Origin of the sequence: Saccharothrix longispora (assembly GCF_030852425.1) — a bacterium.
In the GTDB taxonomy this organism is placed as follows: Bacteria; Actinomycetota; Actinomycetes; order Mycobacteriales; family Pseudonocardiaceae; genus Actinosynnema; species Actinosynnema longispora.
The window spans coordinates 159179-171366 of the sequence record NZ_NSDM01000012.1; the positions used below are offsets into that span (position 1 = coordinate 159179).

Annotated in this window: 13 protein-coding genes; 11 read left to right on the forward strand and 2 right to left on the reverse strand. The window is 73.7% G+C overall.

Going from position 1 to position 12188, the window contains the following annotated elements; genetic code table 11:
• The first annotated feature begins 6 nt into the window (after positions 1-6).
• Genes CKY47_RS26170 through CKY47_RS26190 form a run of 5 tightly spaced genes read left to right on the forward strand, consistent with a single transcriptional unit; the run spans position 7 to position 3985 of the window.
• The gene (locus CKY47_RS26170; protein ID WP_306748860.1) at positions 7-1143 is read left to right on the forward strand and encodes an acyl-CoA dehydrogenase family protein; all 1137 of its coding nucleotides are present in this window, start codon (positions 7-9) and stop codon (positions 1141-1143) included.
• Positions 1143-2150, forward strand: coding sequence for a s-methyl-5-thioribose-1-phosphate isomerase (locus CKY47_RS26175; protein WP_306748861.1), 1008 nt, complete (start codon positions 1143-1145; stop codon positions 2148-2150). Before CKY47_RS26170 ends, CKY47_RS26175 begins: the two co-directional genes overlap by 1 nt.
• Positions 2143-2817 carry an acireductone synthase gene (mtnC, locus tag CKY47_RS26180; protein WP_306748862.1) on the forward strand — a complete coding sequence of 225 codons (675 nt, stop codon included), beginning with the start codon at positions 2143-2145 and terminating at the stop codon, positions 2815-2817. Before CKY47_RS26175 ends, mtnC begins: the two co-directional genes overlap by 8 nt.
• On the forward strand, positions 2814-3416 hold the full coding sequence (gene mtnB, locus CKY47_RS26185; RefSeq protein ID WP_306748863.1) for a methylthioribulose 1-phosphate dehydratase: 603 nt from the start codon (positions 2814-2816) through the stop codon (positions 3414-3416). The genes mtnC and mtnB overlap by 4 nt, the downstream gene beginning before the upstream one ends.
• Positions 3413-3985: a 1,2-dihydroxy-3-keto-5-methylthiopentene dioxygenase gene (locus tag CKY47_RS26190; protein ID WP_306748865.1), complete on the forward strand. Its 573-nt coding sequence runs from the start codon at positions 3413-3415 to the stop codon at positions 3983-3985. Before mtnB ends, CKY47_RS26190 begins: the two co-directional genes overlap by 4 nt.
• Here CKY47_RS26190 and CKY47_RS26195 read toward each other — a convergent pair.
• Together CKY47_RS26195 and CKY47_RS26200 are read right to left on the reverse strand one after the other, a co-directional pair.
• A complete protein-coding gene (locus CKY47_RS26195; protein WP_306748866.1) occupies positions 3960-4574 on the reverse strand; it encodes an HD domain-containing protein in 615 nt (204 codons plus the stop codon). The two genes, CKY47_RS26190 and CKY47_RS26195, sit on opposite strands and share 26 nt — an antisense overlap.
• Positions 4567-5220 carry a phosphotransferase family protein gene (locus CKY47_RS26200; RefSeq protein ID WP_306748868.1) on the reverse strand — a complete coding sequence of 218 codons (654 nt, stop codon included), beginning with the start codon at positions 5218-5220 and terminating at the stop codon, positions 4567-4569. Before CKY47_RS26200 ends, CKY47_RS26195 begins: the two co-directional genes overlap by 8 nt.
• Positions 5221-5342: 122 nt before the next feature.
• Between CKY47_RS26200 and CKY47_RS26205 the strand changes: the two genes are divergently transcribed.
• The 6 genes from CKY47_RS26205 to CKY47_RS26230 all read left to right on the forward strand — a co-directional run bounded on the left by CKY47_RS26205 (position 5343) and on the right by CKY47_RS26230 (position 12185).
• A complete protein-coding gene (locus tag CKY47_RS26205) occupies positions 5343-6029 on the forward strand; it encodes an LPXTG cell wall anchor domain-containing protein (protein WP_306748869.1) in 687 nt (228 codons plus the stop codon).
• A gap of 115 nt (positions 6030-6144) precedes the next feature.
• Positions 6145-6711, forward strand: coding sequence for a hypothetical protein (locus tag CKY47_RS26210; RefSeq protein ID WP_306748870.1), 567 nt, complete (start codon positions 6145-6147; stop codon positions 6709-6711).
• A gap of 211 nt (positions 6712-6922) precedes the next feature.
• On the forward strand, positions 6923-8710 hold the full coding sequence (gene ctaD / locus CKY47_RS26215) for an aa3-type cytochrome oxidase subunit I (protein ID WP_306748872.1): 1788 nt from the start codon (positions 6923-6925) through the stop codon (positions 8708-8710).
• 108 nt (positions 8711-8818) lie between these two features.
• Positions 8819-10045 (forward strand): phosphoserine phosphatase SerB, encoded by a 1227-nt coding sequence (gene serB / locus CKY47_RS26220; protein WP_306748873.1) that lies wholly within the window; start codon positions 8819-8821, stop codon positions 10043-10045.
• 14 nt (positions 10046-10059) lie between these two features.
• Positions 10060-10743, forward strand: a complete 684-nt coding sequence (locus tag CKY47_RS26225; RefSeq protein ID WP_306749099.1) for a peptidyl-tRNA hydrolase — start codon at positions 10060-10062, stop codon at positions 10741-10743.
• 29 nt (positions 10744-10772) lie between these two features.
• Complete coding sequence (locus tag CKY47_RS26230) at positions 10773-12185, forward strand: phospholipase D-like domain-containing protein (RefSeq protein WP_306748874.1); 1413 nt, start codon at positions 10773-10775, stop codon at positions 12183-12185.
• Positions 12186-12188: the final 3 nt, after the last annotated feature.

Below are 12188 nucleotides of genomic sequence, written 5' to 3' on the forward strand. Positions count from 1 at the left end.
CAGTGGATGACGAGCACCGATGGCCGGCAGAAGTGGCTGACCGTCGCCGAGGAGCTGGCCACCGGGCTGCGGGTCGACGCGGCCGAGCGCGACCGGCGGGGCGCCGAACCCGTCGCCGAGGTCGAGGCGCTGCGGAGGTCCGGGGTGCTCGGCATCCGCGAGTGGCCCGTGCAGCAGGCGGTCACCAGGGTCGTCGGCGCGGCGGACGCCAACATCGGGCACCTGCTCGGCTACCACTACCTCCAGGTGTGGCGGCAGGGCCTGTTCGACGGCCCGCCCGCCGAGGCGCCCGACGACATCTCCGGCGCGGACCTCTTGTGGGCCGGGGTCAGCAACCCCCTCGACGCCGCCCTCCGGTTGACCCCGGTCGACGGCGGGTTCGCGGTCGGCGGGCGCAAGACGTTCGCCACCGGGGCGTCCGTGGCCGACCGGCTGGTGGTCAGCGCGACCCGGGCCGACACCGGCGACAAGCTGACCTTCACGGTCGACGCGAAGGCCGACGGCATCACCTACGCGGGCGACTGGGACAACATCGGCCAGCGCCTCACCGCCAGCGGCGGCGTCGTGTTCGACGAGGTCTTCGTGCCCGCCGGGCGGGTGCTCGGCGGCGAGGCCACCACCCCGCGGCTGTCGCTGGCCGCGCTCGGCTTCCAGCTCGTCCTCGCCCAGCTCTACGTGGCGCTGGCCGAGGGCGCCCTCGCCGAGGCCGCCCGCTACACCCGCACCACCACCCGCCCGTGGTTCCTCAGCGGTGTCGACGCGGCGACCGACGACCCGTACATCCTCGCCGCCTACGGCGAGCTGGTCGCCGACGCCAGGGCCGCCGGCCTCCTCGCCGACCACGCCTCGGCGCTGCTGCACGCGGCCTCCGAGCGCGGAGCCGACCTCACCGCCGACGAACGCGCCGACGCCGCCGTCGCCGTCTCCTCGGCCAAGGTCGTGGCCACCCGGGTCGCCAACACCACCACCGCCCGCGTGTTCGAGCTGTGCGGGGCCCGCGCCACGGCCGCCGGCTACGCGTTCGACCGCTTCTGGCGCAACGCCCGCACGCTCACCCTGCACGACCCCGTCGCCTACAAGGCCCGCGAGGTCGGCGCGCACTTCCTCACCGGCGAGCAGCCGCCGTTCACCGGGTACAGCTGATGGAGCCGCTCCTCGCCCGCAGCGTGCGCCTGGAGGACGACGGCGTGCACGTCCTCGACCGCCGCGACTTCCCGTTCGAGCGCACGTGGGTCCGCTGCACGACGGTCGCCGAGGTCGCCAAGGCCATCGAGGACATGGTCACCCAGTCCTCCGGCCCGTACTTCGCCGCCCTGTGGGGCATGGTGCTCGCCGCCCGCGAGGCCCGCGGCCTGCCGCGCGACGAGGCCCGCGCCCACCTGGACAGGGCCGGACGGCTGCTGGTGGAGACCCGCAGGACCAACAACCACCTGCGCAAGGCCGTCGCCGCGGTGCTCGACGGCGTGGACGCGCACGACGACCTCGAAGCCGGGGCGCTGGCGGGCGCGCGGGCGGGCGACGAGCGCTACCGGGCGCGCAGCCGCAGCCTGGGCCGGCACACCGCCGCCCTGCTGCCCGACGACGGCGCGGTGCTCACCCACTGCTGGGCCGACCTGTACCTGACCGAGACCGTCACCGCCGCCCGGGGCATGGGCAAGCGCTTGCGGTTCGTCTGCACCGAGACCCGCCCGTACCTCCAGGGCGCCCGCCTCACCGCCGAGACGCTGGGCGAGATGGGCGTCGACACCACCCTGATCACCGACGGCATGGGCGCGGCCGTGATGTCCACCGGCGACGTCGACGTGCTGCTCACCGCCGCCGACCGGGTCACCATGGACGGGCACGTGGTGAACAAGGTCGGCACGCTCGGCCTCGCCGTCGCCGCGCACGCGTTCGACGTGCCGTTCCTCGCCATGGTGCAGGCGCCCGACCGGCTCGCGCCGACGAAGGACGACGTGCCGATCGAGCACCGGTCCGGCGACGACGTGCTGCACACCCTGGGCCGCCGCACGGCCACCGACCGGGCGCGCGGCCTGTACCCGGCGTTCGACGTCACCCCGCCGCGGTTCGTGACGAGCGTGGTCACCGACCGCGGTGCGTACCCTCCCGGTCGGCTGGCCGACTACTACGACGAGGACGTTCATGACTGAGTGGGTTGTGCTGGACATCGAGGGCACGCTCAGTGCCACCGACCAGGTCCTGGTGACCCTGTACGACTACGCGCGGCCCCGGCTCGGCCCGTGGATCGACGAGCACGGCGACGACCCGGCCGTGCGCGAGGCCGTGGCGCAGGTCCGCGAGCTGTCCGGGGTGGCCGGCGGCACGGACGAGCTGGTCGCCGTCCTGCACGGCTGGATGGACGCGGACCGCAAGGTCACGCCGCTGAAGGCGTTGCAGGGCCTGATCTGGCAGCGCGGCTACGCCGAGGGCGACCTGGTGGCCGAGTTCTTCCCCGACGTCGTGCCCGCGCTGCGGAAGTGGCACGACGAGGGCGTGCGGCTCGCCGTGTTCTCCTCCGGCTCGGTCGCCGGCCAGGTGGCGTTCTTCGCCCACACCACCGACGGGGACCTGACGCCGCTGTTCGAGCACCACTTCGACACCGCGAACGCGGGACCGAAGCGCGAGGCGTCCTCGTACCTGGAGATCGCCTCCGTGCTCGGGGCCGAGGACCCCGGCACGATCACCTTCTACTCCGACGTCCCGGCCGAGCTGCACGCCGCCGCCGAGGCCGGCTGGCGGACCGTCGGCGTGGCGCGCGAGGGCGAGCCGCACGGCGGCGACGACTTCGCCCCGCACCGCACCGTGGCCGCCCTGTGACGGCCGACGTCCGCGCGGCGGGGGAGGCGCTGGCCGCCGAGTGCGCCCGCTACACCGCGATGGGCTGGATGCGCGGCACGTCCGGCAACCTGTCGGTGGTCGTGGGCCGCGACCCGCTGACCCTCGCGGTGACCGTCAGCGGCAAGGACAAGGGCGAGCTGACCGCCGACGACGTCGTGCTGGTCGACGCGCGCGGCGGGACGGACGACCCGGTGCGGGTGCCGTCCGCCGAGGCCGGTCTGCACGGCCGGATCGCGGCGGTCTCCGGCGCGGGCGCCGTCGTCCACGTGCACGCGCTGGCGCCCGTGGTGGCCGCCGAGCGCTGGCCGGGCGGCGTCGAGCTGCGCGACCTGGAGATGCTCAAGGGCTTCGGCCGGCGCGCGGACGACGTGGTGACCGTGCCCGTCGTGCCGAACAGCCAGGACATGGGCGTGCTCGGCGACGCGTTCGAGGCCGGGTTCCGCGCGGACGTGCCCGCCTTGCTCGTGGCGCGGCACGGGGTGTACGTGTGGGGTGACGACCTCTCCCGGGCCCGGCACCGGCTGGAGTGCCTGGAGTGGCTGCTGCGCTTCAAGGTCGAGACAGGAGGCGTGCGATGACGTTGCTCACCGTGTGGCCGGACACCGATCCCGCGAACCCGGTGCTCCGCACCTCCGACCCGGTGGAGGTCGCCGACGCGTTGAAGCGGCTCGGCGTGCGGTACGAGCGGTGGCCCGTCGTGCCCGGTGTCACCCGGGAGAACGCCCTGGAGGTGTACGCCGAGCAGGTCGCGCGCGTCACCGAGACCGAGGGCTACGTGCTGGTCGACGCCATGGAGATGGCCCCGTCGGACGACCCGGCGTGGCTGGAGGAGGCCGGGCGGGCGCGGCTGAGGTTCCTCGCCGAGCACACCCACGACGACGACGAGGACCGGTTCTTCGCGCGCGGCGCCGGCGTGTTCTACCTGCACGTCGGGGGCAGGGTGCACGGCGTGCTGTGCGAGGAGGGCGACCTGCTCAGCGTCCCCGCGAACACCACCCACTGGTTCGACATGGGGACCCGGCCCGACTACGTGTCGATCCGGTTCTTCCACGACGACGACGGCTGGGTCGGCAACTTCACCGGCAGCGACGTGGCCGCGTCCTTCCCCACGTTCGACCAGCTCATGGCGGGTCACCGAGCGAGCTGAGCTCGGCGGCCAGGTTGACCCGGGCGCGCCGCCCCCACCGGTCGCGCGCCCGCGCCGTCGCGTAGAGCGGGTCGCGGTCCAGCAGCGAGCGCAGCACCCGGCCCCGGCCCGCGCGCCACGCCGCGTCGTCCACGTGCGCGTACTCGGCCCGGACGGCCGCCCGGTACCGCTCGTAGGCGTCCGGGGCCGAGCCGAGGACCGCCAGGTCGGCGTCGAGGAGCAGGCGGGTCAGGTCGTCGTCCGACGCGTGGTCGGTGGTGGCGAGCACGATCCCCGCCACCCGGTCGGCCGCCGGCAGCCCCGCGAGGCGTGCGCGCGCCCACTCGGCGCTGCGCCGCTCGTCCTCGCCGGGCACGCCGTCGTAGACCACGTCGTGCGCCAGGGCCGCGAGGGTGAGCACGGCCCGCTCGCGGTCGGTCCGGCCGGCCGCCAGGTCCAGCACGTCGCGCACGACGGCCAGCACGTGCGCCGTGCCGTGGTAGCCGCGGTGCGGTTCGGCGTACCGCTCGTCCAGGTCGACCGGCTCCGGCCCCACGTCCCCGCCCAGCACGCGCACGGCGTCGCGCCACAGCCCCGCCAGCTCACCCACCCGGCACCCCCTCGACGGCCGCCCCGGCCCCGGCGCCGATCGTGCCACGGCGCAGGTCGAGCACCCGTGACCAGCCGACCGCGAACAGCCGCCGCAGCTCCGTCCAGAACTCCGGGTCCGCGGCCCCGAGGGGGAGCACCCCGGCGGACGACGGGCTCGGGTTCGCGCACGCCACGTCCCAGCCGACCGGCCCGCGCCCGGTGTCCTCGAAGTCGTTCCAGACCGGCCCGGACGCGGTGACCAGCAGGTTGCGCGGGTGCGCGTCGCCGTGCAGCTCGGCGAGCGCCGCCGCGAACGACGCCGGGTCGAGCAGCGCGCCCGGCTCGTGCGGCACGTGCCGGGCGAACGCGACGACCAGCCCGTCGTGCCGGACCACGCCCGGTCCGACGGGCTCGACCACCGGCACGCCCCGCGCGGCGAGGAACCGGCTCACCGCGTCGGCCCGCCGGAAGTGCCCGGCCACGTCCGGGCGAACGGCCGCCGTGACCGCGGCCACCCGGGCGACCACCGGCGCGAGCCGCAGGTGCACGAGCAGGTTGCCGCCGTTCCGCAGCACCACCGGGTCGTCGCACGGCAGCCCCGACCGGTGGGCCAGGACCCGGAGCCGCGCCAGGGCGGAGACGACGTCCACACCCGAGGTTGGCACGCCGCCGCGCCGCGGCATAACGAATTGGTGGAGCGTGAATCACCCGGATGGTCCTGGGCGATGATTCGGCGGACGGTCCAGTACCGTCCGCCGATCGGCCCCTCGACCGCACGGAGCGCACCATGAACCTGATCGTCCGCGGCCTGACCGGAGCAGCGCTCCTGCTGGCCCTGGTGACCGGCACCGCCGCCGCCACCCCGCCCGGGCAGGCCCCGCCCCAACCGGGGGACGACCGGGCGACCGCCCACGTGGACAACGTCGACATCGGCCGGCCCGGGAACGCCTGCGAGGTCGTGGGCCTGCCGGGTGGCGAGGGCACCCTGCCCGCCGGCACGTTCACCAGCGACGGGACGTACCTCGACGTCATCGCCCTGCCCGAGGGCTTCACCATCACCGGCGTGGTGGTGAAGGGCGGCGACGCCTACAACGTCTACCCGAACCTCGGCGACCTGCCGTGGGCCGACCTGCACGCCCCCCTGAACAACGGCGGCAACGTGCCGGAGATCAGCCACTGGTTCGCCTGCTTGTCCGAGCGGACCACCACCACGACCACCACCGCCCCCACCACCACGACCGCCGGCTCCACGACCGCCACCACCACGACGACCACGACCGCCGCGGCCGGTACGACCACGGACGTCGCGGGCACCACCACGACCACGCCCGCCCCGGCCGTCGTGCCCGGTGAGTCGCCCGACGAGCTGGCCTCCACCGGCTTCGACGGCACGTGGCTCCTGATCTCGGGCCTCGTCCTGGTCGCGGCCGGTCTCGCGGTCGTGCTCACGCTGCGGTCCCGCCGCCGGCCCTGACCGCGCATAACGAATCGATCGCACATCGAAGCGCGCGGACGGCGGCGAGCGATTGCACGGTCGGGAGCGGTTTCCCCGCGCCGATCAGCTCACCCAGTCGTGCGGAGCGTGTGCGATGCACCTGACAACCCGCGTCCTCGGCGGAACGGCACTCCTGCTCGCCCTCGGACTGGTCGGCGGCCCCGCCGCCCTGGCCGATCCGGGGCCGAGCGCACCGGTGTCCGCCGTCCGGTCCGAGGACCCGACCCCCACGCCCGAGCCGGGCCCGGAGCTGCCCGAGCCCGGTCCCGACCTGCCGACGGCCGAGCCGGGAGCCGAGGTGTCGGAGCGGCCCCCCGACCCGGGCACGGCGGAACCGGACGTCCCGGCCCCGCCTCCGCCGCCCGCCGTCGTGTCCGGCGACAGACCCGTGACCAGCCCCGGCTCACCGGTCGGCGGCACCGCACCCGGCCCGCGCGAGGCGACGCGGGCCACGTCGCCACCCCCGACGCCGGCCCTGGCCACCACGCCGGCGGCGGCCCCGGTCGCCGAGGCGCCGCCGGCGGGCCCGCCGGCGGCGGGCCACCGGTCCGGCGCCCTGGCCCGCACGGGGGCGGACCCGTTCGTCCCGCTGCTGCTGTCCCTGGTCCTGATCGGCACGGGCACGACCCTGGTGGCCGCCACCCGCCCGCGTCGACCCTGACCCGTTCGGGCACCCGCGGCCGGGTCCGCCGCGCCCGACGGACCCGACCGCGGCGTGCCCGCTCCACGCGGTCGACGCTTGTGACCTGCGCTACCTCACTTGATCCAGCAGCCGGCCCAGCCGAGACCCCCGGAACGCAGCCGTCTACGATCCGGGGAGCCGGTGGCGCTCCCCGCCGGTCAAGCCAGTACCAGACAGTGCAGGAGGCACCGTGACGGCCGTAGCCCCGCAGCCGATCGCTACGCGGCCCTTCGGGACTCGCAAGGCGGTCAAGGGTTCGTTCCTGCTGCGGATGTTCCGCACCACGGACCACAAGCAGATCGGGTTGATGTACCTGGTCACCTCGTTCGCCTTCTTCATGGTGGGCGGCGCGATGGCCATGCTGATGAGGACCGAACTGGCCCGACCGGGCATGCAGTTCCTCTCGTCCGAGCAGTACAACCAGCTGTTCACCATGCACGGCACGGTGATGCTGCTGCTCTACGCGACCCCGATCGTGTTCGGTTTCGCCAACTTCATCCTGCCGCTCCAGATCGGCTCGCCCGACGTGGCGTTCCCGCGGCTCAACGCGTTCTCGTACTGGCTGTACCTGTTCGGCGGCCTGATCGTCATGGCGGGCTTCATCACGCCGGGCGGCGCGGCCGACTTCGGCTGGTTCGCCTACACGCCGCTGTCGAACGCCATCCACTCGCCCGGCGCCGGCGCCGACCTGTGGATCTCCGGCCTGGTCGTCGGTGGTCTCGGCACCATCCTCGGCGCGGTCAACATGATCACCACGGTGGTCTGCCTCCGGGCGCCCGGCATGACCATGTTCCGCATGCCGATCTTCACCTGGAACATCCTGGTGACCTCGGTGCTCGTGCTGCTGGCGTTCCCGATCCTGACCGCCGCGCTGCTGGGCCTGCTGGCCGACCGCCACCTGGGCGCCCACGTGTTCGACCCCGCCAACGGCGGCGTGATCCTGTGGCAGCACCTGTTCTGGTTCTTCGGCCACCCCGAGGTCTACATCGTCGCGCTGCCGTTCTTCGGCATCGTGTCCGAGATCTTCCCGGTGTTCAGCCGCAAGCCGATCTTCGGCTACAACGGCCTGGTCTACGCGACGCTCGGCATCGCGGCCCTCTCGGTCGCCGTGTGGGCGCACCACATGTACGCCACCGGCGCCGTGCTGCTGCCGTTCTTCGCGTTCATGACGTTCCTCATCGCCGTGCCGACCGGCATCAAGTTCTTCAACTGGATCGGCACGATGTGGAAGGGGCAGTTGACGTTCGAGACGCCCATGCTGTTCAGCATCGGCTTCATCGTCACGTTCCTCTTCGGCGGTCTGTCGGGCATCCTGCTGGCCGCGCCGGCGATCGACTTCCACGTGTCGGACACGTACTTCGTGGTCGCCCACTTCCACTACGTGCTCTACGGCACGATCGTGTTCGCCACGTTCGCGGGCATCTACTTCTGGTTCCCGAAGTTCACCGGCCGGATGATGGACGAGCCGCTGGGCAAGCTCCACTTCTGGACCACGTTCATCGGCTTCCACGGCACGTTCCTGGTGCAGCACTGGCTGGGCAACGAGGGCATGCCGCGCCGGTACGCCGACTACCTGGCGACCGACGGCTTCACCACGCTGAACGTGATCTCCACGATCGGCGCGTACGTCCTGGGCGCCTCGACGCTGCCGTTCATCTGGAACGTGTTCAAGTCCTACCGCTACGGCGAGACCGTGCACGTGGACGACCCGTGGGGCTTCGGCAACTCGCTGGAGTGGGCGACGTCCTGCCCGCCGCCGCGGCACAACTTCACCGAGCTGCCCCGCATCCGCTCGGCCCGCCCGGCGTTCGAGCTGCACTACCCGCACATGATCGAGCGCCTGCACGACGAGGCGCACGTGACGTTCACCGGCAAGGCCATCTCGCACGAGAAGGCCCTGAAGGCGCCGTCCGAGAAGGCCGCCGAGGCGGTCCAGTCGGGTACCGCGTCCGAGGGCACCGAGGGCGACCACCGGTAACCTGATCGCAGGTTCGACGACGAGCCCCGACGACCGCCGCCGGTCGCCGGGGCTCGCCGCTGTCCGCCCCCAGCCCACCGCTGTCCCGGCACAGGCATAGGAGCCGTCGTGACCAAGCCCAGCGCCACGCCCGTCCTGATCACGGTCACCGGACCGGACAAGCCGGGGGTGTCCTCGGTGCTGTTCGCGGTGCTCACCCGGCACGGCGTGGAGATCCTCGACGTCGAGCAGGTCGTCATCCGCGGTCGGCTGGTGCTCGGGGTGCTCGTCGCCGCCGACCGCGACCCGGAGGGCCTCCAGGAGGCCGTCGAGCAGGCCATGGCGACGGTGTCCATGCAGGTGGAGGTGGAGGTCGGGGCCGACTCGAAGCGCACCGCCCGGCTGGAGTCGAGCCACGTGGTCATCGTGATCGGCCGGCCGGTGACGGCGCGCGCGTTCACCGGGGTGGCGCGGCGCCTCGCGGCGCTCGGCGTGAACATCGACGCCATCCGCGGCGTCGCGGACTACCCGGTGACCGGTCTGGAGCTGCGGGTGTCGGTGGCGCACGACACCGAGGAGAGCGACGCGGACCTGCGCTCGGCGCTGGCCGAGGTGTCGTCGCGCAACGGGCTGGACGTCGCCGTGGAGCGGGCGGGCCTGACCCGGCGGGCGAAGCGGCTGGTCGTGTTCGACGTCGACTCCACGCTCATCCAGGGCGAGGTGATCGAGATGCTCGCCGCGCACGTCGGGGTGGAACCGCAGGTCAAGGAGATCACCGAGGCCGCGATGCGCGGTGAGCTGGACTTCACGGAGTCGCTGCGGCGCCGGGTGGCGCTGCTGGAGGGCCTCGACGAGTCGGTGCTGGACGAGGTGGCGGCGTCGCTGGAGCTGACGCCGGGCGCGCGCACGACCGTGCGGACGCTCAAGAGGCTCGGCTTCACCTGCGGCGTGGTGTCCGGCGGGTTCACCCGGGTCATCCGGAGCCTCGTGGAGGAGCTGGACCTGGACTTCTGCGCTGCCAACGAGCTGGAGGTCGTCGACGGCAAGCTCACCGGGCGGGTCGTGGGCGAGGTCGTGGACCGGGCGGGCAAGGCGGTGGCGCTGCGGCGGTTCGCCGAGCGGCAGGGCATCCCGCTGGCGCAGACCGTGGCCGTCGGCGACGGCGCGAACGACATCGACATGCTCGGCGCGGCCGGGCTGGGCATCGCGTTCAACGCCAAGCCCGCGCTGCGGGAGGTCGCGGACACCGCGCTGTCGCACCCCTTCCTGGACGCGGTGCTGTTCGTCCTCGGCGTCACCAGGGCCGAGGTGGAGGCCGCGGACGCGGCGGACGGGCTGGAGCTGAACCGGCTGTGAACGACGTCCTGCGGATGCTCGTCGACCGGCACTACGCCACCGACGAGGAGGACCCGGCCGCGGTGCGGGCCATGCCGGTCGTGCTGCGGATCGAGAAGGCCGACCCGCCGTCGCGGACCGAGGTGCTGGAGGCCGCCGCCGCGGCGGCGGTCGCGGTGTGCCTGGACGAGCGCGCCGCGCCCGGCGGCGAGTGGCACGACGAGCTGGTGGCGTGGGTGCGCGGGCGCATCCGGAAGGTGTCGCGGCGGGCGCGGGGCGCGCACTGGGAGGCCGTGCTGGCGCTGCCCGGTGTGACGGTCACCGTGGGCGGCGCGCAGGTGCGGGCGTTCGTGCCGGGGAAGGTGTCCGAGCTGCCCCGGGAGCTGAGCCGGTTGCAGGTCTCCGGCAGCGAGCTGCCCGCCGACGAGCCGGGGCCGGTGCCGCCCGGCGCGCACGAGCTGTGGCTGAACCCGCGGGTGGGGATGACGGCGGGGAAGGCCGCGGCGCAGGTCGGGCACGCCTCGATGCTCCTCGCGCCGCACCTGTCGCCGGTCGAGCTGGAGGAGTGGGCGGAGCTGGAGTACCGGTGCGCCGTGCGCACGCCGTCCGCCGCGGACTGGGACGCCCTGGTGGCCCGTCCGGACGTGGTGGTCGTCCGTGACGCGGGGTACACGGAGGTCGCTCCCGGCACCGCCACCGTGGCGGTCAACCGCGCGTAGGTGTTTCGTTTGTCCGCATTGCGGCAACCATGGGTGACGTGGGCCTGCTGGATGTTGTGGACGAGAAGCTCGGCGACGGGCTGGAGACCCTGCTGTGCGCGCACCACTCGCGGAGGCTGCGCAAGCTGGGCTGGGACGTGACCTCCGGTGACGGCTGGTGGACGCCCCACCGGCCGGTGCGGACCGGCAACCGGGTCGAGGTGCTGGTCGACGGGCACGAGGTGCTCCCGGCCATCGCCGAGGCGATCACGTCGGCGAAGCGGTTCGTGCACATCGCGGGCTGGTGCACCAGCCCCGACTTCCGGTTGACCCGCGAGGAGGGCTCGCCGACGCTGCGCGACCTGCTCGCCTCGGTGGCGACCCGCGTGCCCGTGCGGCTGCTGCTGTGGGCGGGGCCGCCGGTGCCGATGTTCCAGCCCACCCGCAAGCGGGTCCTCGCCCACCAGGCCGAGTTCACCCGCGACAGCGCCGTGTCGTGCGTGATCGACGCGCGGGAGCGCACGCTGCACTGCCACCACGAGAAGATCGTGGTGGTGGACGACGAGGTGGCGTTCGTCGGCGGCATGGACCTCACCGCGATCGAGGGCGACCGCCACGACACGTCCCGGCACCCCGCCCGCGACCCCATCGGCTGGCACGACCTGGGCACCCGGCTGCGCGGCCCGGTCGTCGCGGACGTCGCCGACCACTTCCGCTCCCGGTGGCAGGAGATCGCCGGGGAGGAGCTGCCCGAGCCGTCCGTGCCGGAACCGGCGGGCACGTCGTCCGCGCAGCTCGTGCGCACCATCCCGGAGCGCACCTACGACTTCGCGGCCAACGGCGAGTTCAGCCTGCTCGACTCCTACCTGCGCGCGCTGCGGTCCGCCGAGCGCCTGGTGTACCTGGAGAACCAGTTCCTCTGGTCGCCCGAGGTCACCGAGGTGCTGATCGAGAAGCTGGCGAACCCGCCGCACCCCGACTTCCGGGTCGTCCTCGTGCTGCCGCGCAAGCCCAGCAACGGCGCGGACACCACCCGCGGCCAGCTCGGCCGCCTGCTCGACGCCGACGACGGCGGGCGGCGACTCGTCGCGGGCACGCTCACCTCGCACGACGGCGAGACCTCGTGCCCGGTGTACGTGCACGCCAAGCTGGCCATCGTGGACGACCGCTGGCTCAGCCTCGGGTCGGCCAACCTCAACGAGCACTCGCTGTTCAACGACACCGAGGTCAACGTCGTGACCGACGACGACGCCGTGGCCCGCGACACCCGCCTGCGGCTGTGGTCCGAGCACCTCCAGCGCCCGGTGGAGGACGTGTCCGGCCCGGCGCACGAGGTCGTCGACGGGCTGTGGCGCGAGGTCCTGGAGTCGGACGGCGAGCACCGGGTGACCGCCCTGCCCGGCGTGTCACGCCGCGCGGGCCGCCTCCAGGGACCGCTGCGGGGCCTGCTCGTCGACGGCTGACCG

Bases quoted from the DNA above. Each gene is read 5' to 3' on its own strand.
- CKY47_RS26170 (WP_306748860.1), top strand. From the start codon at position 7: ATGACGAGCACCGATGGCCGGCAGAAGTGGCTGACCGTCGCCGAGGAG.
- CKY47_RS26175 (WP_306748861.1), top strand. From the start codon at position 1,143: ATGGAGCCGCTCCTCGCCCGCAGCGTGCGCCTGGAGGACGACGGCGTG.
- mtnC (WP_306748862.1), top strand. From the start codon at position 2,143: ATGACTGAGTGGGTTGTGCTGGACATCGAGGGCACGCTCAGTGCCACC.
- CKY47_RS26190 (WP_306748865.1), top strand. From the start codon at position 3,413: ATGACGTTGCTCACCGTGTGGCCGGACACCGATCCCGCGAACCCGGTG.
- CKY47_RS26205 (WP_306748869.1), top strand. From the start codon at position 5,343: ATGAACCTGATCGTCCGCGGCCTGACCGGAGCAGCGCTCCTGCTGGCC.
- CKY47_RS26210 (WP_306748870.1), top strand. From the start codon at position 6,145: ATGCACCTGACAACCCGCGTCCTCGGCGGAACGGCACTCCTGCTCGCC.
- CKY47_RS26225 (WP_306749099.1), top strand. From the start codon at position 10,060: ATGCTCGTCGACCGGCACTACGCCACCGACGAGGAGGACCCGGCCGCG.
- CKY47_RS26230 (WP_306748874.1), top strand. From the start codon at position 10,773: ATGGGTGACGTGGGCCTGCTGGATGTTGTGGACGAGAAGCTCGGCGAC.